Raw genomic sequence first — 25,550 nt, 5'->3', positions numbered from 1 at the left:
TTGGCGTCTCGCTACCGTCCCTTGAATTGCGGCTTGCGGCGGGCCAGGAACGCCTCGACGCCCTCCTTGTGGTCCTCCGTCAGGCTTGCCAGCGCGAACTGGTCGACGTCCATGTGGCTGGCAAGATCATCGAGCGCATGCGCGAGCCGGTTCACCGTCAACTTGGTCATGGCGACCGACAGCGGCGGCTGGCTTGCGACCTTGCGGGCGAGGTCCATCGCGGCATCGAACGCTTTGCCGGGATCGACCACCTGCTCTACCAGCCCCCATTCATAGGCCTCCTCGGCCGAGATGCGCTGGTCGGCCAGGATCACGGCCTGCTTGGTGCGCGCCGGGCCGATCAGGTGGAGCATGCGTGGAATGCTCTGCCAGCTCATGTTCATGCCGAGCCCGATCTCGGGCACGCGCATGTGGGCGTCACGGCCCATGACGCGGAAATCGAGCGCGACCGCCAGCGCGACGCCGCCGCCGATACAGAATCCGTCGATGGCACCGATCGTGATCTGTTCCATCTCATGCCAGGCATGGGTGAGGCGCGGCCCAAGCTTCAGATGCCGGCGCAGGTTGCCGAGATCCATATCCTTGCGCGCGCGGCCTTCCGCATCCTTCAGATCGAAGCCGGCACTGAACGCACCCGTGCTGCCGGTCAGCACCACGACGGAGGTGGAGGAATCGTCCTCAAAGCTGCGCGCGGCCGCCGTCAACTGGCGCAGCGCCTCCGGCGACAGGGCATTGATGCCGTCGCCGCGGTCGAACCGCACCACCGCGATGCGCCCTTCCGGCCCGAGGCCTTTCTCGATCTTCACGAATTCCGTCATACGGGCTCCTCCTGAGGTGCGTTTGCCGGCAATGTTAGCGCACAAACGGCATCTGGAACACGCGGCCCTCGGAAAGCCTGACGGCTCGACACGCCGGGAGGATTGCGCCTATCTTTGCCTCCATGACAAGTCACGATCATCCCCACGATCACGACCATTCGGAACTTTCCGAGACCGACCTGCGCGTGCGCGCGCTGGAGAGCATCCTCACCGAAAAGGGCTATCTCGATCCGGCCGCGCTGGACCTCCTGATCGAGACCTACGAGACCAAGGTCGGCCCGCGGAATGGCGCGCGGGTGGTGGCGCGCGCCTGGACCGATCCTGCCTATCACGCCCGCCTGCTCAAGGACGGCACCTCCGCGATCGCCGAGCTCGGCTATGCCGGCCGGCAGGGCGAACACATCCAGGTGGTCGAGAACACCCCCTCCCAGCACAATATGGTCGTGTGCACGCTGTGCTCCTGCTATCCGTGGCCGGTGCTGGGATTGCCGCCGGTGTGGTACAAGTCGGCGCCGTACCGCTCGAAGGTGGTAAAGGACCCGCGCGGGGTGCTCGGGGATTTCGGCTGCGAATTGCCGGAGACGACCAATATCCGCGTGTGGGATTCGACCGCGGAAATCCGCTACCTCGTCCTGCCGATGCGCCCCGCCGGCACCGAGGGCTGGAGCGAAGAGCGCCTGGCCGAGCTTGTCACCCGCGACAGCATGATCGGCACCGGCTTCCCGAAACAGCCACGGGAGATTCCCTGATGGATGGCGCGCATGACATGGGCGGCGTGGCCTGGTCGGGTCCTGTCCGGCCCGAACCCAATGAGCCGCCGTTTCACGCCGAATGGGAAAGTCGCGTGTTTGCGATCACGCTCGCCATGGCGACTCCGGGCGGCTGGAATATCGACATGTCGCGCTTTGCCCGCGAGAACCGGCCGCCCGAGGACTATCTCAGCAAGAGCTATTACGAGATCTGGCTGGCGGGCCTCGAGCAATTAATGCTGGAGCGCCAGCTCATCGCCGCGGACGAGATCGCAGCGGGAAAATCGCTGCACGCGGCAAAACCCGTCGCCCGCATCCTCACCGCCGACAATGTCGAAGCAACCTTGCGGCGCGGCGGACCGACCGAACGCGAGCCGGCGCGCCCTGCCCTGTTCGCGGCTGGCGACCGCATTCGGGCCAAAGACATTCATCCACCGACGCATACGCGCCTGCCGCACTATGTGCGCGGCCATATCGGTCGGATCGAGCGCGTGTTGGGCTGCCACGTTTTCCCCGACAGCAATGCAATGGGCGCCGGCGAAGACCCGCAGTGGCTCTACACCGTGACGTTCGAGGCAAGAGAGCTGTGGCCGGATGCGACCGACCCGAACCTCACGGTATCGGTCGACGCCTGGGAACCCTATCTGGAGCGGGCCTGATGCCGACCAACGCGGAAACTGCGCAGAAGGCAGTTCAAGCTGTCCGGAGCATCCCGAAGGATGCCGACGGTCCGGTATTCAATGCGCCGTGGGAGGCCCATGCCTTCGCCCTCGCCGTGACGCTGCATGAACGCGGCCTGTTCACCTGGCCGGAATGGACCGTCGCGCTGGGCGAGGAAATCGCCCGCGCGCAAGCCGCCGGCGATCCAGACACGGGCGAGACCTATTACCTGCACTGGCTGGCGACACTGGAGAAGCTGGTCGCCGCCAAGGGCGTCACTTCGACCGAAACATTGCACCGCTATCGCGACGCCTGGGACCACGCCGCCGACCGCACCCCGCACGGCAAGCCGATCGAGCTGAGGCCGGAGGATTTTGCGTCCGGTATCGCTTGACGGCATTGGCCATTGAAGCTGATCGTGCTCAACGCGCCCGCTTTGCCCGCGCCAACTTCGCATCCGGCTGGAGCATTGCTGAGCATCCGGCGCAAGCGTACCTTTCTCAGGTCGTCGGGATAAGGACCTGATTCCTTGAAAGAAAAAGAGCTCCGCATAGCGCTCGTCTGCTTCGGCGGCACCTCGCTTGCGGTCTACATGTACGGAATCAGCAGGGAAATTCTCAAGCTGGTCCGTGCATCGAGCGTCCTGCATTCCATTCCGGATCGGTTCGAGCGCTCGGAAACCAAGTTCTTCGACCGCTTCCCCCGCGACGATCCGGAATACGATACCGACGACATCTATTTCCAGCTGCTGCAGGACATAGGCCAGACTCTCGAACTGCGGGTCATTGTCGACATTATCGCCGGCGCATCCGCCGGCGGCATCAACGGCACCATGCTGGCACGCGCGATCAGCCACGATCTGCCGATGCGAGCGTTGCGCGACCTGTGGCTCAATCACGCCGACGTCAACGACCTTCTCGCCGACGAGGCTCGTGCCCACGCTGCGAGCAAGTTCATCTTGAGGCCCATGATCGGGCTGATGAATGCGGTCGGCGTTTGGGAGGCGGTCAAGGATCCGGAAGTCCGTCGCAATCTTTCGCTCTTCGTGCGTTCGCGATGGTTCAAACCTCCCCTCAGCGGCTCGCGCATGTCCGAACTCATGTACAACGCCGTGACCGCGATGGTCGACCGGCACGATGGAGCGCGATCGTTGCTGCCGGCCGGACATGCGCTCGATCTCTATGTCGCAGTGACCGACTATCACGGCTTTGAACAATCAATTCCGATCCATAGTCCGCCCGTCATTCACGACCGTGAGCACCGCCACATCCTGCACTTCGGCTATTCCCGGCAGGCAAACGGGGAGGTCCGGAGTGATTTCCTCGCGGAGGATGCGCCCGCTTTGGCGTTCGCTGCGCGCGCGACGTCCTCTTTTCCCGGCGCTTTCCCGCCGGCTCAGATCAGGGAAATGGACGAGTTTGTAGCTCGCAACGACATCGACTGGCCGGGCCGCAGCCAGTTCCTTGCGAGGAATTTCGCGCCCTATTCCCGCGTGAACGTTGACCCGACGGCCATCTATTTCATCGACGGCAGCGTGCTCAACAACCGGCCTTTCGAGCAGGCCATTGCCGCGATCCGGGATCGGCCGGCGTACCGCCCCGTGGACCGCCGGCTGGTCTATATCGACCCCGATCCGACCTGGACCGCCGCACCCGCCCGGCGCGCTCTCCCCGGCTTCTTCTCCACGCTGAGAAGCGCATTATCCGATTTGCCGCGTGTGGACCCGATTGCCGACGAACTTGGCTCGATCGCCGATTTCAACGACCGCATCAGGCGAATGCGCGAGATCGTCGAGAATGCCAGGCCGAACATCAGCGCCTCCGTCAATCGGATCATCGGTGCGCTTCCGGACCGGCCGATCGGATCCGACGTAATCCGTTCCTGGCGCGAGCAGATCAACACCCAATTGGTGAGCGATGCCGGATTCGCCTATCAGGGCTACATTCGCCTGAAGCTGTCTTCGGTCCGCGTCTTCATTGCCAGCCTCATCGCCGGCATTCGCGGTGCGCCGGCGCAATCGCAATTTGGACGCACGATCGCCGAGATTGTCGACGTCTGGGCGATCGAGGCTGGCGCGGTCTACAGCGCGAATGGCGCGACCGCGGACCATTGGGAGACAGCTGGAACGCCAATCGGGCTTCCAAGGTGGGCGAAGTTCCTGCTGGATTTCGACGTCGACTACCGCAAGCGCCGCCTGCACTTCCTGATCGAAGGGATAAACCGGCTGTACCAGCTTGCCGATCGAGCCCCCTTTGCGGAGCATCATTGGCGGGCTATCGACCAGCTCAAGGGGCGCTTCTACGACTGCATTCAGGATCTCAATCGCCGTACCGACGTAGGAGCCTTCGCAGAGTCGACCCGCGATCTGGTCGAAGATCTGTTTCGGTCGGCTCCGGCGGCCGGCGATGCCGAAAAGTTGCGGGCCTATGCGGTGACATTCGCACAGCAACATAGGGAAGCGATCGGCGTCCTCGTCAACCAGCTGGCCCGGGAGATCGACCTCGAATCCCGGAGCAGCGATATTGACGACCTGCTCGCCGCCTGCGATCCGGCAGCATGGCATCCGGATGCGCGTCGCGACATCCTGATCGACTACCTCGGATTTCCGTTCTGGGACGTGTTGATGTTTCCGATGATGCCGTGGCGCGAGGTTGGCGAACTCCACGAGATCCTGGTCGACCGGATCAGCCCGCTGGATGCGACGACGCTGCCGGAATTCAGTGGTGCCGCCAGCCTCAAAGGCATCGGCTTCCGGCATTTCGCGGCGTTCCTGTCACGGGGCTATCGTGAGAACGACTATCTACTCGGCCGCCTGCATGCCCTGGATAGGTTGATCGATATTGTCTGCAACTCGGCAAGGATCGATCCTGAATACCAGCGCACGTCGATTCTTGCGCTGAAGCTGCGCGGTTTTCGCAAGATCCTCGACGCTGAAGAGAAGAATCTGACCCTCAGTGCCGAGCTCATCGCGAAACTGCGCCTTGCGATTGACGCTGTGGAAGCGGCCAACCTCGCCAGGAAGACGTGATCCTTTCAGGCGATGGCAGCGCGGGCAATCGGACCGGCTTCTGCCCGTCACCCACCCCGCGCGAGATACTCCCCCCATCCCTTCGCGCGCACTTGGCATGCCGGACAGTGGCCGCAGCCGTAGCCCCAGTCGTGCGCGGCGCCGCGTTCTCCGAGATAGCAGGTGTGGGAGTGCTCGCGGATCAGACCGACCAGCCCTGCCCCGCCGAGCTCATGCGCAAGCTTCCAGGTCTGTGCCTTGTCGATCCACATCAGCGGCGTGTGCAGCTCGAACGGTCTCGCCATGCCGAGCGTCAGCGCTGATTGCAGGGCGCGGATCGTCTCGTCCCGGCAGTCGGGATAGCCGGAATAGTCCGTCTCGCACATGCCGCCGACGATGTTGGCGATGCCGCGCCGGTAAGCCAGCGCCGCCGCGAAGGTCAGGAAGACCAGGTTTCGCCCCGGCACGAAGGTGTTGGGCAAGCCGTCCGCGCCCATCGCGATCGCAACGTCGCGCGTCAGCGCGGTCTCCGAGATCGCCGCCAGCGTCGGGATCTCCAGCGTGTGGCTTTCGCCGAGCCTGGCTGCCCAGTCCGCGCGCAGGCGCTTGATGCCGACCAGCAACCGTTCGCGGCAGGCGAGCTCGATGGCATGGCGCTGGCCGTAGTCGAAGCCGAGCGTTTCGACGCGGGAAAACCGGTTCAGCGCCCAGGCGAGACAGGTGGTGGAATCCTGTCCGCCCGAAAACAGCACGAGCGCGGTATCTGACTGAATGGGCTGGTTCATGCGTCGGCCGTAGCACTCCTTAACGTCCGGGCCAAGCGGTGGAAATCAGGGCAGTTCCGCGTCCGCCGGCTGGGACGCGCCCGGCAATTGCGGCATAAAGCCTGCTCCCTGCGAGGCCCGACCGATGACCCCTTCCCGCGACATCTCCGTCCTGCTCGAGATCATGGCGCGCTTGCGCTCTCCCGGCACCGGGTGCCCGTGGGACCTCGATCAGGATTTTTCGACGATCGCCCCCTACACCATCGAGGAAGCCTACGAGGTGGCGGATGCGATCGCGCGCGGCGACCTCGACGACCTGCGTGAGGAGCTGGGCGACCTCCTGCTGCAGGTCGTCTTCCACGCCCGAATGGCGGAGGAGAAGAACGCCTTTTCCTTCGGTGACGTGGTGGAGGCCATCACGAGGAAGATGATCAGGCGCCATCCCCACGTGTTTGGTAATGCGGACGGCAACCTGACCCCGACCGACGTCGAGGGCGCGTGGGATCGTATCAAGGCCGAGGAGAAGGCCGAACGTGCCGCGCGGCGGCCGGTTCAGCAGAACCAGCACAAGTCGCTGCTGTCGGGCATCAAGGCCGGGCAGCCTGCCCTGACCCGCGCCATGGAGCTCCAGCGCAAAGCCTCCACGGTCGGCTTCGACTGGAACGATCCCCGCGCGGTCTTGAAGAAGATCCGCGAAGAGGCCGACGAGATCGAGGCCGCGCTCGACCGCAACGACAAAGAGGAGCTTGCCGAGGAGACCGGCGACCTGCTCTTCGCGCTGGTCAACCTGGCGCGCCACGTCAATGCCGATCCGGACGCCGCGCTCCGCTTCACCAATGCCAAATTCGAACGTCGCTTTGCCTTCATCGAGCGCAAGCTTGCCGAGCAAGGGCGCTCGCTTGAGCAATCCACGCTCGAAGAAATGGACGCGCTGTGGAACGCGGCAAAGCGTGAGGAGTAACGAGGTCGCCGGGCGGAACCGCGGCTATCTCGAAAGATAAGCGCTGCCCGTGCCGCTCGAAGCCGTCATCGACAGCGCGCCCGCGGCAATCGACCAGTGGGTCTGGTTCAGGATCAGCGTCGAGAACACCATCGTGACGTTGTTGGTGTTCATGTTCGATACCGAGTTGATGATGACATCCCGGCTCGGCAGATACATCAGTCCGGTGAGCCGGCTGCCGGACGTTCCGTTGATCGGCAGATTTGTGTTGGAAAGTCCGTTCGGCTCGAACATCAGGATGTTGGCGTAGGTTCCGGATGTCGGAGCGGACAGCTTCGCGGTGACGTTGCCGTTGAACGTGATCGTCGCGTTCTGGTCGACGAGATAGAAGGTCACGCCGGTGCCGGTGACGCTCCAGCCGGAATTGAATATCATTCCGCCGTTCTTGATGACGTAGAGCCCCGGGTTGAGCGTCAACGCGCCCGAGCCGTTGAAGTTGGTCCAGCCGCAATAAACGCCAGGACTGAGGGTGACGTGACCGGGATTGTAGACCTGACCGTTGTGGTCGCAGGCGCCGACGCTCACGGTCGGTAGCTTTCCGACGAAAGGATCGCTGATTGCATCGCAACTGGTTTCAACGGGCGGCTTCACGCCGCCGTTCTTGATCACGAACGAGCCCTTCACGCAGATGCGCTTGACATTCAGCGTGTCGTTGAAGATGGCGGCAGGGCTTTGGGTGGACCGCACGTGAATTTCGCAGCTCGGCGCCTCGATCTTGGCGCCGGAGTTCACCAGCAGCGCCTGCGTCCTCAACGGATTGACGAGGAGAATGCAGACGTCTGATTTCGACTGACGGGAACTTGCGGTCGCGGTCGCCGTCACGGGAATTGAGTTGACGCCAAACACCGCCAGAAAGGAGGCTTGGACGTCGGAGGTCGCGCTACCGGTCAGCGACCCGTCGTTGTTCTGCGTGAATGATGCGGTCGCACTCGTTCCGTACCGGGCATTGAAATTGCCGACGAAGGTCCCTGACGCGGTCGAGATCTGCTGTTGGGGAGGCTGGACGATGCCGGCGAGCACCGCCGAATCCAGCGACTTCTGCAGCTGGGACTTGATGTCGTTGGCCTTGGAGTAATCGACCGCGGTACCCATTGCACCGATGATCGGGATGCACGCGATCGCGAAATTGACCACGATGTTGCCATCGCTCGCACGGCAGAACCGGCTGACGAGATGGCAAAGGCTGGCAAGGAGTCGATGAAGTGACATGGCTGCATATAGGAAGCGATTTAAGGTAGCTCTAAATGCGGAACCCCCATTGAAGAATGCCTTAATCGAGATTCTGAAACCTCGCTCGAACACCCCCGGGCGAATACGCCCGTACATTTACGGGGGTCCGCGTCCTCTGGCGGTAACGCTCGATGCTTCGGTTTGCACGCTCTTCGCGAGCGCTCCAAGGTTCACATGATGCCGGTGGTTATTCCGACAAGCACCATTTGGGCCCGGCCAGTGATACGGCGCCGGTCAAGAGGTCGATCTTGACCGCAGTGCCGGCAGGCTGTTGCTCGCCCGCAACCACAGTTGATTGTGAAGTCTTCCCGAACACCGCTTGCCCCGAGAAGCGGACGTACATCGTCCCCAGCACAACACCATATACGACGATGGTTTGTCCGCCCTTCGAGGTGATTCCCTTCAGGTGCCCATCGCCGGAAGCTTCGAGCGAAAAGGCGCCCGGCACCGTTGCGGACAGAGCCTTGATGGCAAGCCCCTTGCCCTCCGGGATCAAGAAAGACCACTCGTCAGTCTCTGAAAGGTAACTGAGCCTTGTGCCAACCGGCAGCTCGTAATCGAAGAAAGCATGCGCTGAGGCGAGTTCGCATCTCTCCCACATGCGGTCGCTCGAGATTGCGACCGATCCCCAGCGGCAGGGCCACCCGCGCAGAAACTTCGCCTGGGCGTTCGCCGCGCGTATCTTGTCGTGAAGTGCGAAAAGCACGGCCAAGACAAACGGCATCGCCAGGATCGCCGAGGCGCCGAACGCCAGCCATCGAAAGCTCTTGAGCCGCGGGCCACCGCGCCATCCAAGAACCGCCAGGCCGACGGCAGCGGGAATAGTGAGAATCCAGTGGGAGGCGACGAAAGACGCGAACGAGAATAGCAGCAAGTCCCACAGGGGCGGTTCAAGCATCTCGACGTCACTCCTGTGAGCGGTTCGGCGCTCCCGAAAAGCCGACTCACCCGTGCGGCGCAATCGTGCGGCACGGCATCAAAGGTCCGACATCGCCATCCTCGCATGGAGATATCCCCACACATCGTCGCGTCGAAGCGCGAGACCGAAGTCAGGCAAGGTCAGTTGCCCAGAGTGATCCCAGGCTCTTTGTCCTTCGCGAGCGCTCCGAGGTTCACATGATGCCGGTGGTTATTCCGACAACCACCATTTGGGCCCGGCGAGCGATACGGTGCCATCCAGGAGATCGATCTTGACCGCAGTGCCGGCAGGCTGTTGCTCGCCCGCAACCACGAACGGCTCCGCAGCCTCACCAAACGCCGCCTGCTCGGAGAAGCGGACATTCATGCTGTTCAGCCGGACCCCGTGCACAACGATGGTTTGGCCGGTTCCCGAATGGATTGCCTTCAGGCGCCCTTCGCCGGAGACCTGAAGCGAAATTCCGCCCGGCGCCGTCGCAGACAAGGCCTTGATGGCAAGCCCCTTGTCCTGCGGAATGGAGAAATTCCACGCGTTGTTCGCTGCGAGAAGGCTGACCTTTGTGTCAGCCGGCAGCTCGTAGTCGAAGAAACGATGCGCCGATGCCAGCTCGCAGCGCCGTAATGTGCCGTCGCGTCCGATTTCGATCCATCCGCGGCGACAGGGCCATCCGCCGATACTGTGATCGGCATCGAGCATGCCGGCCCAGGTTTCGACTGTTTCGCTCCACACCACCGTCCCTGTGAAAGGTACTTCCAGAATGGTGGTGAGGCGTGGCAGTTCGACAGAGCGAATGGTTGTGTGAGCCTCGTCCGCGAACCAGATCCTGGTGCCGGCGTACAGTGGCAGACCGGTGACGGTCTCATCTCGCTCGAGCGTGCGCAGATACTTCGCCCGAGCGGTCGCCGCGTTTATCTCGTCGCGAACTGCGAAGAACGCGGCCAGAACAAACGGCATCGCCAGGAGCGCCGAGGCGCCGAACGCCAGCCATCGAAAACTCCCAAGCCACGGAGCCCCGCGCCATCCAAGAACCGCCAGGCCGATGCCCGCGGGAACGGTGAAGATCCAGTGCGAGACGACGAAAGACGCGAACGAGAACAGCAGCAAAGCCCACAGGGGCAGTTCAAGCCTCATTCGACGTCACTCCAGGGAGCGGTTCGGCGGTCACGAAAGCCGACTCAGGGCCCGTGCGGCACGGCATCGAAGCGCGACACCACGATGTCGCGCTTGGTCTCGTCGACCCGCACCGTCATGTCGAAGCGGCCGTCGTGCAGCTCCTTGGCGAGCACTTCCGAATTGCGGTGCAGCCAGCTGATACCGGCGCCGTCGGAGGCATCGACCGACAAATCGAGCGTCGTGCGCTTGGCAGCCAGGCGCTGCTCGATCGCGGCGAGCAGCGCGTCGACGCCCTCCCCGGTCTCGGCCGAAACCAGCAGCGCCGGATGCTCCGCCGACCGGCGCGCGGCGATGTTCTCGAGCTTCTCGCGCTGCTCGGGATCGAAGCGATCGATCTTGTTCCAGACCTCGATGATCCGTCCGCCGTCGTCCGGGTTGATGCCGAGCTGGCGCAAGACCGCATCGACGTCGCGCTGCTGCGCCTCGGCGTCCTCATGCGAGATGTCGCGGACGTGGAGAATGACGTCCGCTTCCAGCACCTCCTCCAGGGTGGCGCGGAAGGCGGCGACGAGTTGCGTCGGCAGGTTGGAGATGAACCCGACGGTGTCGGACAGCATCGCCTTGCCGCCATACGGCAGGCTCAAGGCGCGCAAGGTCGGATCAAGCGTCGCAAACAGCATGTCGGCCGCCTGCACCTCGGCGCGGGTCAGGCGGTTGAACAGCGTCGATTTGCCGGCGTTGGTGTAGCCGACCAGGGCGACCACGCGATAGGGCACGCGCTGGCGTCCGGCACGGTGCAGCCGCCGCGTCGCCTGAACTTTCTTGAGCTCGTTCTCCAGGCGCGAGATGCGCTCGGAGATGAGGCGGCGGTCGGCCTCGATCTGGGTTTCGCCGGGACCGCCGAGGAAGCCGAAGCCGCCGCGCTGCCGCTCGAGGTGGGTCCACGAGCGCACCAGACGGCTACGCTGGTAGTTCAGATGCGCAAGCTCGACCTGCAGCGCGCCTTCTTTCGTCTTGGCTCTGCGGCCGAAGATCTCCAGGATCAGTCCGGTGCGGTCGAGCACCTTGGCATTCCAAGCCTTCTCGAGATTGCGCTGCTGGATCGGCGACAGCGCGCAATCCATCACCACGAGCTCGATGTCGTGGCCGGCCACAAGGCCGGCGAGTTCTTCGACCTTGCCCTTTCCGAGATAGGTTGCCGGCCTGATCTGGCCGACCGGCGCGATCAGCGCGTCGACGACCGTCAAATCGATAGCGCGGGCGAGGCCCTTGGCTTCGTCCAGCCGGGCCTCGGCATCGCGCAATCCATGCCCCTCCGCTTGCGCATCGGCGTCGCCGCGGCGCATCCGCAAGTAAGGGCCGACGACGATCACCCGCCCTGTATGCCTGCCCCTCGCTGACCGTGGACGGTCAGCTTCCCCGTCGAAATTCCGGGGTTCCAATCAAATCACTCTCAAGCCGATGCATCCTCGCCGCCCTCGAACAGCTGGATCGGGGCGCCCGGCATGATGGTCGAGATCGCGTGCTTGTAAACCAGCTGCGAATGACCGTCGCGCCGCAGCAGCAGGCAGAAATTGTCGAACCAGGTCACAATCCCCTGCAGCTTCACTCCGTTGACCAGAAAAATCGTCAGTGGCGTCTTGGTTTTGCGAACGTGATTAAGGAAGGTGTCTTGTAGATTTTGTGCGCGGTCTGCCGCCATCTTTTTTGTCTCGCATTCTGTGCGTCTTGTTATTTGGACCGGTCGCTGCCCTCTCGCGGGGCCTGTTCCGGTTGCCGGCTCCCCTGAGATCCCCCTCCGGAAACGCGGCAGCATGATTAGAAGACAGGCGCGTGTATTAGGCAAGCCGGTTCACGCGTCACGCGCCGCTCGACCCTCTAAAAAGTCCCGAAACTGCCCGTTTACCCTACCAAAGGCGATAGTCAGGTCGAAAATCACCCGACGCCCAGAGCCTTGAGCTTGCGGTGCAGCGCCGAGCGCTCCATGCCCACAAATTCCGCCGTCCGCGAGATATTTCCCGAGAAACGGCTGATCTGGGCGATCAGATAGTCGCGTTCGAACACTTCCCGCGCCTCGCGCAGCGGCAGGCCCATGATGTGCTCGCCATTGTTGCTGGTCGGCATGGCCGGTACCATCGAGCCGACGTCCTGCGGCAACATGTCCGCTGTGATGATCACCTCGGGGCCACCCGCGGCGAGGATCATCACCCGCTCGACGTTGTTGCGCAGTTGCCGGACGTTTCCGGGCCACACGTGCGACTGCAGCACGGCCATCGCGTCCTGACCTATCTGGCGCTTCGGCAGGCCGGTCGCCGCCGAAATCTGGTCCATGAAATAGTCGATCAGCTCCGGAATGTCCTCGCGCCGCTCCGACAAGGGAGGAACGCGGATCGGCACGACCGAGAGGCGATGATAGAGATCCTCGCGGAAGCGCCCCCCCGCGATCTCCTCCTCCAGGTTGCGCGCGGTCGAGGAAATGATACGGACGTCGACCTGCACCTTTGCGGTGCCGCCGGAGCGCTGGAAGGTCTGATCGACGAGCACCCTGAGGATCTTGTTCTGGGTCTCACGCGGCATGTCGGCGATCTCGTCGATGAACAGCGTGCCGCCATGAGCCTCTTCGAGCGCACCGGGCTTGCGCGATTGCTCGCCGTTGGATTGCTCGACGCCGAACAGCTCGACTTCCATGCGCTCGGGCGTGATCGCCGCCGCGTTGATGACGACGAACGGTCCGTCGGCGCGGCTCGATTGCTGGTGCAGCGTTCGCGCGGTGAGCTCCTTGCCGGCGCCGGCGGGCCCGACGATCAGGATGCGGCTGTTGGCCTTCGCCGCGCGCTCGATGGTCTGCCGAAGCTGATTGATCGAGGGCGAGCGGCCGATCAAGGAGCTCGCGGTCGGCGCCAGTTGCTTCAGCTCCTTCACCTCGCGCTTCAGCCGCGAGGTCTCCAGCGCCCGCGTCGCCACCAGGATCAGGCGGTCGGCCTTGAACGGCTTCTCGATGAAATCGTAGGCGCCGCGCTTGATCGCAGCGACCGCGGTCTCGATGTTGCCGTGGCCCGAGATCATCACCACCGGCACATCGGGGTTGTCGCGCTTGATCTGCTCAAGAAGCTGCAAGCCGTCGAGCTTGGAGCCCTGCAGCCAGATGTCGAGAAACACCAGATGCGGCCTGCGATTGGCGATCTCCGCCAACGCGGAATCGCTGTCGCGCGCGGTCCGGGTAACGAATCCTTCGTCTTCCAGAATGCCTGCAACGAGATCCCGAATATCGGCTTCGTCATCGACAATCAGAATTTCACTTGCCATGGGTCGCGCCTGCCTTGTCAGCTGCCTGTCGAGGCTTCGATTTTTGTTGCATGGTTAGTCGTTTCTGCCGGCCCGTTGGTTTCGCCTGCCGGCGGTTTTGTTTCCTGTTGCTTGGCTTCCGAAACCTGTTCGCCGGCCTCGGGAGTTGCTTCCTTGATCTGCGACTTCGGTGCCTGGCCCGAGACGGCAAAGCGCATGCGCATCCATGCGCCGCGCTGGCCGGGCCTGAAGTCGGATGCGTCCTTCAATTCGATTCGTCCGCCATGGTCCTCCAACACTCGGCCGACGATCGCAAGTCCCAGCCCCGTGCCCTTCGCCCGGGTCGTCACGTAAGGCTCGAGCAGCCGTGAACGCGCGACCTTGGGCAGGCCGATGCCGTTGTCGATGACGTCGATCAGCACGTCTTCACCCTCGCGCGAAACAACGACATCAATGCGACCCTTGCCCAGTTCTTCCGCCGGGACCTGCTCGATCGCCTCGGTGGCGTTCTTGACGATGTTGGTCACCGCCTGCGAGATCAGCCGGCGGTCGAATTGCGCGCGCAGCGGATCTTCCTTGAAGTTTGCCTCGATCTCGATTTCGGGATGCGCGACCTTCATCAGGAACACGGCCTGGCGCACCGTGTCGGCGACGTCCTCGCCCTCGATGACGGGCTTGGGCATGCGTGCAAAGCGCGAGAACTCGTCGACCATGCGCCTGATATCGTCGACCTGCCGCACGATCGTGTCCGTGCACTGGTCGAAGACGGTCTTGTCCTTCTCCTCGGTGATGGTCTTGCCGAACTTGCGCCGAATGCGTTCCGCCGAAAGCTGGATCGGCGTCAGCGGGTTCTTGATCTCATGGGCGATGCGGCGGGCGACGTCGCCCCAGGCCGAGGTGCGCTGGGCCGAAACCAGATCGGTGATGTCGTCGAGCGTAATGATATAGCTGTCGCGCGAGTGGCTCGTCTTCTCGGCGCTGATGCGGACTGACAGGTTGCGCTCCTGCCCCTCGCGGACGATGGTGATCTGACCCTGCACCAGACGCTGGGTGCCCTCACGGGCGGCCTTCATCATGTCGTCCAGCTCGGGCAACACGTCGGACAGCGGATGGCCGAGCGTCTCCGATTCCGCGTGCCCGATCAGCTTCTCGGCGGAACGGTTCAGGATGCCGACGCTGGTCGAGGCATCGACGCCGATGATGCCGGCGCTGGCCGAGGACAGAACCGCCTCGATGAAGCGGCGGCGGCTGTCGATCAGGTCGCTGGCATTGACGAGTTCGTCACGCTGGCTGCGCAATTCCTGCGTCATCTTGTTGAAGGTCTCGCCTAGCTGGGCGAGATCGCCTTCGGACTTGTGCACGGGCACCTGCACGTGCAGGTCGCCGGTGGAAACCGTGTTGGCCGCGCTCATGATCCGCCGGATCGGCGCGACCAGCCAGTTCGCGAAGTTCAGCCCGAGCAGCACCGACGCCATCAGGATGGTCAGCGCGATAACGGCGAACATCAGCGCGAACGCGACCTGAATCCCGAGCCGGCGCGATTCGATCTGGGCGTATTCGGCGACGCTGACCTCGGTCTGCTTGAGCTGCGCGACGACCCGCGGATCAAGGAGCCGCGCCACATAGAGGAAGGTGTCGTTGAAGGCTTTCAGCCTGATCACCGCGGCGACGTAGTTCGCTTCCGGAAAGACCGCGATCTGCGGCTCGGTCTCGTTGACGTTGCTCAGGAACTCGGCCGGCGGCGTCGTGAAGTTCTGCTGGATGCCGGTCTGCGCCGTCTCCAGGATATTGCGGTCCTTGTCGATGATCAGCGCGCCCGGCAGGTTGCGCGACGTCGCGCTCGCCGTCAGCAATTCGCGGAAGGTGGCGCGGTCCTGGTCGAATAGCGGTCGCGCATGGGCGATGTCGTTCGCCATGCCCAGGATGTCGCCGCGGATGAGCTGCGCGTGCTCATAGGTATAGGCGCGCGCGATGATCAGCGAGTTCTCGATGACCTCGCGGGTCGGCCCCGAGAACAGCCGGTCCAGGCCGCGCTCGATCGTGACATTGGCCACGATGGCGACCAGCACCGCCGGCAGTACCGCGATGACCGAGAACAGGCCGACGATCTGGAAGTGAAGCCGGGCGGCCGCCCGCCCGCGCCGCCTCGCCTGGACCATCTGCCAGATTTCGCGGACGATGATGCCGACCAGAAGCAGGATGCAGCCCGCGTTGATCAGGAGGAAGGAACTGACGACCTCCCGGGTCGGCTCGATGCGTGTCAGTCCGGTCAGGACGATAAAGGTGAGGAAGGCCGACAGCAGCGCCAGGCCGACCGCGAACGGCGCCAAGAGCCGCCGCACCGACCTCGGCGGGGGCTCGTCGGCGGACGTATCCAAGGATGCGGCCGGGGTGTCTGCGCTGATCATTCAGGCCAAATGTGATGCTGAAGGCTGATCCGCCACCCGGCGGAGTGATGCATTCATATCACAATGTTGCCGAATTGCGACAATTCCGGGGCGCATCCGCCGCTACCCGCGTCATTCCGGGGCGCTACAACCAAGCTAACCCGGAATCCCGAGATTTCCGGTGCACAATTGCGCACTGTGAGTTGATGCTTTCGCAGCACCCCGGAATGACCATCAATAACAGGCGGAACTAGCCGCCGCTGCGATAGACTTGGATGTCGAGGTCGCGGATCTTCTTGCGCAGCGTGTTGCGGTTGAGCCCGAGCAGGTCCGCCGCCCGGATCTGGTTGCCGCGGGTCGCCGCCAGGGCGGCGGTGAGCAGCGGCACCTCGATCTCCTTGAGGATGCGGTGATAGAGGCCCGGCGGCGGTAGTCCGTTCGGGAAGCCCTGGAAGTGCGAGGACAAATAGGCCTCGACTGCTCCGCCGAGATTGTCGACCCCCTGCTGCACGTTGCTGCCGGAGTTGACGGGTGGCGGCGCGAGTTCGCCGTCGATGACGGAAGCCGTGATCACGTCCTGGGGATAGAGCGCCGCCAGGCGCCGGGCGAGATTCTCCAGCTCGCGCACGTTGCCCGGCCAGCGGTGCTGCTTCAGCCGCTCCAGCGCCAGCGCGTCGAGCTTCTTCGGCGGCAGGCCATCCTTCTCGGCAAGCGCAAAGAAGTGACGAACCAGGTCGGGCAGGTCCTCGATACGCTCGCGCAGCGGCGGCAGCCGCAGCGGCACGACGTTGAGGCGGAAGAACAGGTCTTCGCGGAACAGCCCCTGCTGGATCAGAACCCGCAGGTCCTTGTTGCTCGCCGCGACGATGCGCACGTCGGTCTTGATCGGCGTGCGTCCGCCAACGGTGGTGTATTCGCCCTGCTGCAGGACGCGGAGCAGGCGCGTCTGCGCCTCCATCGGCATGTCGCCGATCTCGTCCAGGAACAGCGTGCCGCCCTCAGCCTGCTCGAACCGGCCGGAGGCCCGGCTGTTGGCGCCGGTGAAGGCGCCGCGCTCATGGCCGAACAGCTCGGATTCGATCAGGTCGCGCGGGATCGCCGCCATGTTGACCGCGACGAACGGGCCGTTGCGGCGCTTGCCGTAGTCGTGCAGCGCCCGCGCCACCAACTCCTTGCCGGTGCCGGATTCGCCCGTGATCATCACCGTGAGATCGGTCTGCATCAGGCGCGCCAGCACGCGGTAGATCTCCTGCATGGCGGGCGAGCGCCCGACCAGCGGGATCGATTCCATCTCGGCATCGTCGGCCTGGCTTGGCGAGCGCTCCTTCGGTTCGGCCAGCGCGCGCCCGACAATCCCGATCAGCTCCTTCAGGTCGAACGGCTTGGGCAGGTATTCGTAGGCGCCGCGCTCGGAGGCACGGATGGCGGTCATGAACGTGTTCTGCGCGCTCATGACGATGACCGGAAGGTTCGGCCGCATCTTCTTGATGCGTGGCAGAAGGTCGAAGGCGTTTTCGTCCGGCATCACCACGTCGGTGATGACGAGATCGCCCTCGCCCTGGCTTACCCAGCGCCACAACGTCGCGGCGTTGCCGGTCAGCCGCACCTCGTAGCCGGCACGCGACAGAGCCTGATTCAAGACCGTACGGATGGCCGTATCGTCGTCGGCGACGAGAATGCTACCTGCGGGCATCGATGTTCCTCATTTTGCACCTTCAGAGGCATGCGACAGCGTACCCGGCGCGCCGTCTCGACTGCTTCGATCGATTGATTTGCCTTGGTTGTACATCGGCATCAGCACGCGGAAGGTGGTCTTCCGCGGCTGCGACTCGCACTCGATGATTCCGCCGTGATCGCCGACGATCTTCGCGACCAGAGCGAGGCCCAACCCGCTTCCGGTCTGCTTGGTGGTCACGAACGGATCAAACAGGTTCGGCAACAGGTCTTCCGGCACACCCGGCCCGTTGTCCTTGACGCAGAATTCGAGCGGCAGCGAGACGCGCGACTTCTGGCCCGGCACCGACAGCCGAACGCCGGGCCGAAACGCCGTGGTGAGCTGGATCTCCGCGTCGCTGCCGAGATCGACGACCGCCTCGGCGGCGTTCTTAACCAGGTTGAGAAACACCTGGATGAGCTGGTCCTGATTGGCGAGAACCGGCGGCAGCGAAGGATCGTAGTCTTCGACGAAGCGGATGTTGCGGGCAAAGCCCGACTGCGCCAGCCGCTTCACGTGGTCGAGCACCGAATGGATGTTGACCGGGCCGCGCGCCACCGGGCGGTCGTCGCCGAACACCTCCATGCGATCGACGAGCGTCACGATGCGGTCGGCCTCGTCGCAGATCAGGCGGGTCAGCATCCGGTCTTCCGAGGACGCCTGCTGTTCGAGCAGCTGCGCCGCGCCGCGGATGCCCGACAGCGGATTCTTGATCTCGTGCGCCAGCATCGCGGCGAGCGCGATCACCGAGCGCGCGGCGCTGCGATGGGTGAGCTGCCGGTCCATCTTGTCGGCGATGGTGCGCTCCTGCAGCATCACCACGATATGGCCGGGCCGCTCCGACAAGGGCGCGACGTGCAGGTCGACCTGGCGATCGCCGCCATTGCGCGGGGTGCCGAGATCGACCTTGTACTCGTTGACCGGCGAATTGTTGGTGCGCACCTGGTCGATCAGCGCGAGCAACGGGGTGCCGAACGGCACGAGATCCCGGAGGAACTGGCGCTTCAAGAATTGGATCGAGATCTCGAAGAAGGATTCGGCAGCCATGTTGGCGTCGACGATCTTGCCATCGGGCGCGACCAGGAGCACCGGGTGGGGCAAGGCGTTCAGGATCGCGTCCCCCTCGGATGTCTGCGGCGGCCGCTGTTCGGCAACTCTGTTCATGCAGCAGCCCTCCATGCGAAATCGTCGAAGGCATCCTTGAGCGATCGCTGCACGTGGTGCGGATCATCCGAGGTCAGGATGTTGCGGCGCCAGCTCTTGAGCCGCTCGGCGGGTGCGCGGCTGCAGCGCGCCGCAACGTCCAGCGCCCAGCCGAGATGCTTGCGCGCGTGACGAAGGCCGATACGCAACCCGTAATGGCGGCACACGCCTTCATAGAGCTGGCTGACGTAATCGAGCTGCTGCGGCAGCGACGGCAGATCTTCCGCGCCTCCGCCCTGCAGGCGGCGGGCGATCTGGCCGGGCAGCCAGGGCTGGCCCTGCGCGCCGCGTCCGATCATGACGGCGTCGGCGCCCGATTCCGCGAGCGCGGCGACCGCCGTTTCGAACGAGGTGATGTCGCCGTTGACAACGAGCGGGATCGAGACCGCCTCACTGACGGCGCGTACGGCCGCCCAGTCGGCCGCACCCTTGTAGAACTGGCAGCGGGTCCGGCCGTGCACGGTGATCAGCTTGACGCCGGCAGCTTCCGCGCGCCGCGCCAATTCGGGAGCATTACGCGAAGTGTCGTCCCAGCCGAGGCGCATCTTCAGGGTGACCGGCACCTTCACCGCGGCGATGGTGGCCTCGATCAGCTTCACCGCATGATCGAGGTTGCGCATCAGGGCCGAGCCGGACTGCCCGCCTGTTACGTGGCGCGCCGGGCACCCCATGTTGATATCGATTATGTCGGCGCCCCCGGCCTCCGCGATGCGCGCGCCCTCCGCCATCCAGCGCGCCTCGCAGCCGGCAAGCTGAACCACGTGGGGTCCAACTCCGGCCGCTTCGCAGCGCAGGCGTGACATGCGATCGCCGCTGGCGAGCTCGTCGCTGGCGGTCATCTCCGAGACGACCAGTCCGGCGCCAAGATCAGCCGCCAAGCGCCGGAACGGCGCGTCGGTGACGCCTGACATGGGGGCGAGAAGAACCGGGTTGACGACTGGAATATCGCCGATTTTCAACGACCTAGCTCGCAAACTTACCGCCGTGGACACGGATCTCTCGTGGTTGGGACAGGGCCTCATCGCGCCCGTCTGGATCTATGTTGCGCACAATTCTTGTGCAGTCAAGCGTCATGCCTACTGTTTAGACAGTTCTATCGTTATTGCAAGTGCAGCGCAACACGAACTGGCTTTCCACAGCGCCCCTGGAATCGCTCGGTTTTCTAACGCGCGGCGTGTTAGAGGCAGTGCGCGCCGACCACTCGTTTTCCGACAATCACCACCCGGTTTGAGCAGTTCAGTCCCATGGCAAAATCAGAGCGGACAGCAGTTGTCCTTGTCGCTGCCGGGCGCGGCCTGCGCGCCGGCGCCGGAGGGCCGAAACAATATCGCTCAATCGGCGGCAGGCCGGTGATTTTCCGTGCCATGGAACCGTTCAGCTGTCACCCCGACGTTTTCGCAGTGCAGCCCGTGACGAATCCGGATGACACGGCGATGTTCGTTTCTGCGGTCGCGGGCCTCCGCCACGAGCCGCCGGCCAAAGGCGGCGCGACGCGGCAGGCTTCGGTCCACGCCGGGCTCGAGGCGCTGGCGAAGCACAAGCCGGACATCGTCCTCATCCATGACGCGGCGCGGCCTTTTGTCTCTGCGGGATTGATCTCCCGCGCCATCGAAGCCGCTGGTCGCACAGGGGCCGCGATCCCCGTGATTCCGGTCGCCGATACCATCAAGGTCGTCGGCGATGGCGGTGATGTCGAGGGCACGCCGGGGCGAGCGCGCTTGCGAATCGCGCAGACGCCGCAGTCCTTCCGTTTCGAGGCCATTCTCGACGCCCACCGCCGCGCGGCGCGCGAAACCCGTTCCGATTTCACCGATGATGCCGCGCTCGCGGAGTGGGCGGGATTGACGGTGGCGACGTTCGAAGGCGATGGTGCCAACATGAAGCTCACCACCCCGGAAGATTTCGTGCGCGAGGAAGCGCGCCTTGCCGCACAGCTCGGCGACATCAGGACCGGCACCGGTTATGACGTCCACGCCTTCGGCGAGGGGGACCACGTCATGATCTGCGGGGTGCGCGTGCCGCACACCAAGGGGTTTCTCGCCCATTCCGACGGCGACGTCGGCCTGCACGCGCTGGTCGATGCGATCCTCGGCGCCCTGGCGGACGGCGATATCGGCTCGCATTTCCCGCCGAGCGATCCGAAGTGGAAAGGGGCCTCCTCCGACCGCTTCCTGAAACATGCGGTCGATCGCGTTGCCGCGCGGGAGGGGCGGATCGCCAATCTCGAAGTGACGCTGATCTGCGAGCGGCCGAAGATCGGTCCCTTGCGCGATGCGATGCGCGCGCGCATCGCCGAGATCACGGGCGTGAACATCTCGCGCGTCGCCGTGAAGGCAACGACAAGCGAGCGCCTCGGCTTTACCGGACGCGAGGAAGGCATTGCGGCGACCGCGAGCGCCACGATCCGCCTGCCGTTCAGCGAGAACTGGAGCGAGTAAGCCATGAGCGGCAGCGACGCACGCGCCCTCTCCCGCTCGCTGCTCGATCTTTGCCGAATGCGCAAGCTGACGATCGCGACCGCCGAGTCCTGCACCGGCGGAATGGTCGCGGCCGCGCTCACCGATATCCCCGGCTCGTCCGACGTCATCGACCGCGGATTTGTCACCTATTCCAACGAGGCCAAGCGCGCGATGCTGGGCGTCAAGGCGAGCACGCTTCTGACCTTCGGCGCAGTCAGCAAGGAGACGGCCACCGCCATGGCGGTCGGCGCCCTGGAACGTGCCGGCGTCGACCTTGCCGTCGCTATCACCGGCATCGCCGGTCCCGGCGGCGCGACGCCCGGAAAGCCGGTGGGCCTCGTCCATCTCGCCGCCGCAGCGCGCGACGGACGGATCACCCATCGCGAATGCCGCTTTGGCGCCATCGGCCGCAGCGCGGTGCGCCAGCGTTCGGTGGTCGAAGCCCTGCGCATGCTGACGGAATTGGCGCGCCCCGCGCAGGCCCTGACAAAGCCGCGCCGCGAAGCCGCAAGCCGCCTGCGCCCGCGCATCGCCCGCTCGCCGCGCAGGCACGCGGTCAAGCGACGAAGGCCGCCGCGGATATGAGCGAAAAGCGGGTTCGCTAACCCGCGATCAGCAGCCAGGCGGCGGCGCCGACCAGGCAGAGAAGCCAAGCCATGGAAATGAGGAACATCAAATCTACTCGCGCCATTGGATCACCGGGCCTATGAGTCTATTCGCCGACTCAATTGGGGCCGCGGGACTAGCAAACACCGGCACGCCAGTCTTGTGATCCTCGGCCAAGAATTTGCGACTTCGCGCCCGATGCTCGTCGTCTCAAGGGGGAGGCATACGCGATGAGCACCCGGATGCATTCACCAGCTGACCGGTGCGGGCCGGCTAACAGGACAAACCTACGCTTGAGTTGAGTCCGGTCGGGCGAGTCGAAATTGCCTTGGAGTCATGCCGGTCCACCGCTTGAACGCATGCGTCAGCGAGCTGACCTCGCGATAGCCTAGCAGCCAGGCGACTTCGGAAACAGGCAACCTCTCGTCGTCGAGATAGCGCTTGGCGAGCGCCGACCGGAATCCATCCAGGATCTCCCCGAAGGAAGTCCCTTCCTCACCAAGCTTGCGCGACAGTGTTCGCGAGCTCATCGCGAGGCGCGGCGCAACGTGCGATGCTACGGCTCTGCCGTGCGGCAGAAGGTTCGGCAGTACTTCCTCCACCTTCGAACGGAGCGTGGGGCGCTCTCGGGGCTTGTGCGCCAGCGCCTCCTCCGCGTACTGCCGCAACAGCTCGTTGAGGTAGCCGTCGCGTCCCACAAGGGGAAGCAATGCAATCGCCTCCGGAAATGAAATTGCATCGGCATCGGCCCCAAATTCGATATCGCTGCCGAAGAATGTCCTGAATTCCGCGGGCATCCCGTTTCGAACATGCTTCATCTTCAGGCTCGAAGGTGCCAAACGGCCATCTGTTACCTTCCGGCAAATTCGAATCAGCGTCACCAGCCAAAACTCGATGTGCTGCCGATCGGCATGGCGGTCGACGTTGACGTAATCCAGCGCGATCGTGGCCGTTCGATCATGCAGGCCGAAACGCAGGCGAACGCCTTCATTCATGATCCGGCTGTACCGCTCGGCATTGCGGAGCGCATCTGCAAGATGCTCTGACGACGCTATCACATAGTAGACCAGACCGATCTCGCGCAGATCGAAGCTGCGCGCCAAATGGAACCCGAGCAATTCGTCTTCGAGTTCTTCGGCGGCCAATTCCAGGAGCTTGATTTGGCTATGCACCTCCAGCCTGATGGCGGGATCGCCGACCTCCTCCGGCGTCAGCCCCGCCCTCGACACGACGGCCGCGACGGCCTTGCCGAGTTCGCGCAATCGCGCGCATGCCAGTCGGGCGATTCCACCTGTGGCGGTCGGTATCGAGTCGAACCGGCCGGATTTTTCGGTGTGCATGACAGGAACCGTCCTGGGTCCGTCGCCGGGCTGCGGCGCGAACAGCCGAATGATTGGCGTGCAATCGCGAGAGATCTCACCTCAAGCTTCGATTGTAGGCAGATTGTAGGCAAGAGAGGCGCGCAAGAGGAGCGCAATCGCGAGCACGGAACCCGATGTTCCATTCCGCGATGGACGCAATTGCTTTGGGTTAATCGCTTCTCGCGAAGCACATCGCCGTGCTGAACCTTTCCTCCAATACCGTGACCCACAAAAAGAGACGCTGAACTGCGAGTGAGCCGGCGCCTGCAGTGTCCAAGCGCTGCCACGGTTCTCAAAGTTTCATGGAGGTCAGCATGGACGTCGATAGTGACAGGCTGAATGCATTCATGGGAAAGTTGATCGGCGACGTGGGCGCGGCGATGAACGCGTCGCTCATGCTGGTCGGCGACAAGCTCGGGCTCTACAAGACGCTCGCGCAAAAGGGGCCGATGAATTCATGGGAACTCGCCAGTGCCACCGGCACAAGCGAACGCTATGTGCGCGAGTGGCTGGCGGCCCAGGCCGCTTCCGGTTATGTCGAATATGACAACGCATCCGACAAGTTCTCGATGCTGCCCGAGCAGGCACTGGCGCTCGCCGATGCGGACAGCCCGGTATTCCTCGGTGCGGTGGGCAACGTGGTTGCCGCGACATTTCTTGACGAGCCGAAGATCTCAGAGGCGTTCAAGACGGGAAAAGGGGTCGGCTGGAATCGGCGCAGCGAATGCCTGTTCTGCGGCACCGCACGCTTCTTTCGTACCGGCTACAAGCATCACCTAGTGCAGGAATGGCTTCCCGCGCTCGAGGGCGTCGTTGAGAAGCTTGAGCGAGGCGCGAAGGTCGCCGATGTCGGATGCGGACACGGCGTATCGACGCTGTTGATGGCCCAAGCATTCCCCAACTCGCAATTCTTCGGCTTCGACTATCACGAGGGTTCGATCCAGGCTGCGCGGCGGGCCGCCAGGCAGGCTGAATTGGGTGATCGCGTTCACTTCGACGTTCACAACGCCAAGACCTACCCTGCGCAAGGGTACGACCTGGTCTGTTTCTTTGATTGCCTGCACGACATGGGCGATCCGATAGGTGCGTTGAAGCACACGCGCGAAGCCATGAGCGACGACGGCACCTGCATGCTCGTCGAGCCCTTTGCCGGTGACCGCTTGCAGGACAATCTCACTCCGGTCGGGCGGGTCTACTACGCCGCCTCGACGATGATCTGCACGCCGGCCTCGCTTGACCAGGAGGTTGGCCTGGCTCTCGGCGCTCAGGCCGGCGAAGCGAGGCTCCGTGACATCGCGCGACAAGGCGGCCTGAATCGCTTCCGCCGGGCGACAGAGACACCCTTCAACCTGATTCTCGAAGCGAGGATCTAGGCCCAGGCAATTGATGAGAAGCTTGCGAAACTCGCGGAGCGCTACCCGCGCTCCGTGGGAAAACCGCCTGCCTTCCAGCTCATCAGGCCGCCTTTCAGAACATAGGCGTCATCCAGTCCGCAGTCGGCCAGGCGGCCGGCCTGCATCCGGGTGCGCCCTCCGCTCTGGCACAGGAACACGGCCTTCTTGCCCACCGGCACCGCAGGCAGGGATCGCTCCAGCCGCGACAAGGGTGCCAACTGCGCACCGGGAATTCGTTCGGACCGGAACTCACGGTCCTCGCGAACGTCGATCAGCAGGCAATTTCCATTCTGCTGCCATTGGCGCACCGTGGCCGCGTCCACCTCCTGCAGGCGGTTGCCCGCGCTGCCGCCGCCGAACAGCCTGTCGAACAGACCCATGAACCGATCCCCTATCCAAGCAACGCGTCGGCCGAGCCGACCTACATTCATTCCTTTGAATATATGCACAAATTCACCCGGCGCAACCTGCAACGGCGGCTGATCGCAGGGCTCGGCCCGCTGCCCCACCGCCCGACGAGCAAATCGCCGCAAAACCCGTCAAGCCCCCGCGGCAAAAACATTTCTCTTTTACCGAATTCGGATTTGGCGTATAGGTCGCTCGTCTCACCCGATACGAGGGGCGGTCGTACGTCGTCACGAAACGCGGGCTTGGGATGCGGTGGACGCGACTGCGTCGTGCGCGAAGTGGCGTTGCAGGGCGGACCTCAAGTCCGTGAGCAAGGCTTTCGCGTGGACGAACGGCGCTGAAAGCGTCTTCGCTCAAGGCTTCGAGGGTGAGCACACGCCAGCCTTCGGCAGCCGGGCGGGGACGTGCGCGGACGGCCAAATCGTGTGGTCCTGGCGCCCGAAGCTGGCGTCAAGCCCGCGGAGGCGTTTTGC

Annotated in this window: 22 protein-coding genes; 8 read left to right on the top strand and 14 right to left on the bottom strand. The window is 64.0% G+C overall.

Annotated features, from left to right (window positions below; translation table 11 throughout):
- Nucleotides 1-11: 11 nt before the first annotated feature.
- Entirely contained in the window at nt 12-818 is an 807-nt protein-coding gene (locus HY852_RS00200; protein ID WP_291601502.1) for an enoyl-CoA hydratase/isomerase family protein, read from the bottom strand.
- Nucleotides 819-940: 122 nt separating this feature from the next.
- Here HY852_RS00200 and nthA point away from each other — a divergent pair, with 122 nt between their 5' ends.
- From nthA to HY852_RS00180, 4 genes are all read left to right on the top strand, one after another.
- Entirely contained in the window at nt 941-1,567 is a 627-nt protein-coding gene (nthA, locus tag HY852_RS00195; protein WP_291601500.1) for a nitrile hydratase subunit alpha, read from the top strand.
- Nucleotides 1,567-2,226: a nitrile hydratase subunit beta gene (gene nthB, locus HY852_RS00190; RefSeq protein WP_291601499.1), complete on the top strand. Its 660-nt coding sequence runs from the start codon at nt 1,567-1,569 to the stop codon at nt 2,224-2,226. Before nthA ends, nthB begins: the two co-directional genes overlap by 1 nt.
- Nucleotides 2,226-2,621: a nitrile hydratase accessory protein gene (locus HY852_RS00185; RefSeq protein ID WP_291601498.1), complete on the top strand. Its 396-nt coding sequence runs from the start codon at nt 2,226-2,228 to the stop codon at nt 2,619-2,621. The genes nthB and HY852_RS00185 overlap by 1 nt, the downstream gene beginning before the upstream one ends.
- 135 nt (nt 2,622-2,756) lie before the next feature.
- On the top strand, nt 2,757-5,255 hold the full coding sequence (locus HY852_RS00180; RefSeq protein WP_291601497.1) for a patatin-like protein: 2,499 nt from the start codon (nt 2,757-2,759) through the stop codon (nt 5,253-5,255).
- A gap of 47 nt (nt 5,256-5,302) precedes the next feature.
- Here HY852_RS00180 and queC read toward each other — a convergent pair whose 3' ends face one another.
- Nucleotides 5,303-6,019 (bottom strand): 7-cyano-7-deazaguanine synthase QueC, encoded by a 717-nt coding sequence (queC, locus tag HY852_RS00175; RefSeq protein ID WP_291601496.1) that lies wholly within the window; start codon nt 6,017-6,019, stop codon nt 5,303-5,305.
- A 124-nt stretch (nt 6,020-6,143) separates the two neighbouring features.
- On the opposite strand from queC, the gene mazG reads away from it, so the two are divergent.
- Nucleotides 6,144-6,959 carry a nucleoside triphosphate pyrophosphohydrolase gene (gene mazG / locus HY852_RS00170; RefSeq protein WP_291601495.1) on the top strand — a complete coding sequence of 272 codons (816 nt, stop codon included), beginning with the start codon at nt 6,144-6,146 and terminating at the stop codon, nt 6,957-6,959.
- Nucleotides 6,960-6,983: 24 nt separating this feature from the next.
- Here mazG and HY852_RS00165 read toward each other — a convergent pair whose 3' ends face one another.
- The 10 genes from HY852_RS00165 to dusB form a co-directional block, all read right to left on the bottom strand.
- Nucleotides 6,984-8,207 carry a TadE/TadG family type IV pilus assembly protein gene (locus HY852_RS00165; RefSeq protein ID WP_291601494.1) on the bottom strand — a complete coding sequence of 408 codons (1,224 nt, stop codon included), beginning with the start codon at nt 8,205-8,207 and terminating at the stop codon, nt 6,984-6,986.
- 208 nt (nt 8,208-8,415) lie between these two features.
- Nucleotides 8,416-9,126, bottom strand: coding sequence for a hypothetical protein (locus tag HY852_RS00160; RefSeq protein WP_291601493.1), 711 nt, complete (start codon nt 9,124-9,126; stop codon nt 8,416-8,418).
- A gap of 231 nt (nt 9,127-9,357) precedes the next feature.
- Complete coding sequence (locus HY852_RS00155) at nt 9,358-10,278, bottom strand: hypothetical protein (RefSeq protein WP_291601492.1); 921 nt, start codon at nt 10,276-10,278, stop codon at nt 9,358-9,360.
- 44 nt (nt 10,279-10,322) lie between these two features.
- Complete coding sequence (gene hflX, locus HY852_RS00150; RefSeq protein WP_291601491.1) at nt 10,323-11,702, bottom strand: GTPase HflX; 1,380 nt, start codon at nt 11,700-11,702, stop codon at nt 10,323-10,325.
- A gap of 11 nt (nt 11,703-11,713) precedes the next feature.
- Nucleotides 11,714-11,962: an RNA chaperone Hfq gene (hfq, locus tag HY852_RS00145; RefSeq protein WP_006613906.1), complete on the bottom strand. Its 249-nt coding sequence runs from the start codon at nt 11,960-11,962 to the stop codon at nt 11,714-11,716.
- Between the two features lie 233 nt (nt 11,963-12,195).
- Nucleotides 12,196-13,566, bottom strand: a complete 1,371-nt coding sequence (locus tag HY852_RS00140) for a sigma-54 dependent transcriptional regulator (RefSeq protein WP_291601490.1) — start codon at nt 13,564-13,566, stop codon at nt 12,196-12,198.
- Nucleotides 13,567-13,583: 17 nt separating this feature from the next.
- Nucleotides 13,584-15,953: a PAS domain-containing sensor histidine kinase gene (locus tag HY852_RS00135; RefSeq protein ID WP_291601489.1), complete on the bottom strand. Its 2,370-nt coding sequence runs from the start codon at nt 15,951-15,953 to the stop codon at nt 13,584-13,586.
- Nucleotides 15,954-16,182: 229 nt separating this feature from the next.
- Nucleotides 16,183-17,625, bottom strand: coding sequence for a nitrogen regulation protein NR(I) (gene ntrC / locus HY852_RS00130; RefSeq protein ID WP_291601488.1), 1,443 nt, complete (start codon nt 17,623-17,625; stop codon nt 16,183-16,185).
- A 9-nt stretch (nt 17,626-17,634) separates the two neighbouring features.
- On the bottom strand, nt 17,635-18,810 hold the full coding sequence (locus tag HY852_RS00125; protein ID WP_291601487.1) for a nitrogen regulation protein NR(II): 1,176 nt from the start codon (nt 18,808-18,810) through the stop codon (nt 17,635-17,637).
- Nucleotides 18,807-19,808: a tRNA dihydrouridine synthase DusB gene (gene dusB, locus HY852_RS00120; protein WP_291601486.1), complete on the bottom strand. Its 1,002-nt coding sequence runs from the start codon at nt 19,806-19,808 to the stop codon at nt 18,807-18,809. Before dusB ends, HY852_RS00125 begins: the two co-directional genes overlap by 4 nt.
- 285 nt (nt 19,809-20,093) lie before the next feature.
- On the opposite strand from dusB, the gene HY852_RS00115 reads away from it, so the two are divergent.
- Entirely contained in the window at nt 20,094-21,287 is a 1,194-nt protein-coding gene (locus tag HY852_RS00115) for a bifunctional 2-C-methyl-D-erythritol 4-phosphate cytidylyltransferase/2-C-methyl-D-erythritol 2,4-cyclodiphosphate synthase (RefSeq protein WP_291601484.1), read from the top strand.
- Between the two features lie 3 nt (nt 21,288-21,290).
- Nucleotides 21,291-21,893, top strand: coding sequence for a CinA family protein (locus HY852_RS00110; protein ID WP_291601482.1), 603 nt, complete (start codon nt 21,291-21,293; stop codon nt 21,891-21,893).
- Between the two features lie 308 nt (nt 21,894-22,201).
- Here the strand turns inward: HY852_RS00110 and HY852_RS00105 are convergent, their stop codons facing one another.
- A complete protein-coding gene (locus HY852_RS00105; protein ID WP_291601480.1) occupies nt 22,202-23,254 on the bottom strand; it encodes an AraC family transcriptional regulator in 1,053 nt (350 codons plus the stop codon).
- Nucleotides 23,255-23,589: 335 nt separating this feature from the next.
- On the opposite strand from HY852_RS00105, the gene HY852_RS00100 reads away from it, so the two are divergent.
- Entirely contained in the window at nt 23,590-24,648 is a 1,059-nt protein-coding gene (locus HY852_RS00100; RefSeq protein ID WP_291601478.1) for a class I SAM-dependent methyltransferase, read from the top strand.
- A gap of 41 nt (nt 24,649-24,689) precedes the next feature.
- Here HY852_RS00100 and HY852_RS00095 read toward each other — a convergent pair whose 3' ends face one another.
- Nucleotides 24,690-25,049 carry a rhodanese-like domain-containing protein gene (locus HY852_RS00095; protein WP_291601477.1) on the bottom strand — a complete coding sequence of 120 codons (360 nt, stop codon included), beginning with the start codon at nt 25,047-25,049 and terminating at the stop codon, nt 24,690-24,692.
- Nucleotides 25,050-25,550: the final 501 nt, after the last annotated feature.

This window comes from Bradyrhizobium sp. (genome assembly GCF_016213215.1).
Lineage (GTDB): Bacteria > Pseudomonadota > Alphaproteobacteria > Rhizobiales > Xanthobacteraceae > Bradyrhizobium.
The sequence above is the reverse complement of the archived record's forward strand: the minus strand, read 5'-3'. Positions and strand labels throughout refer to the sequence as shown.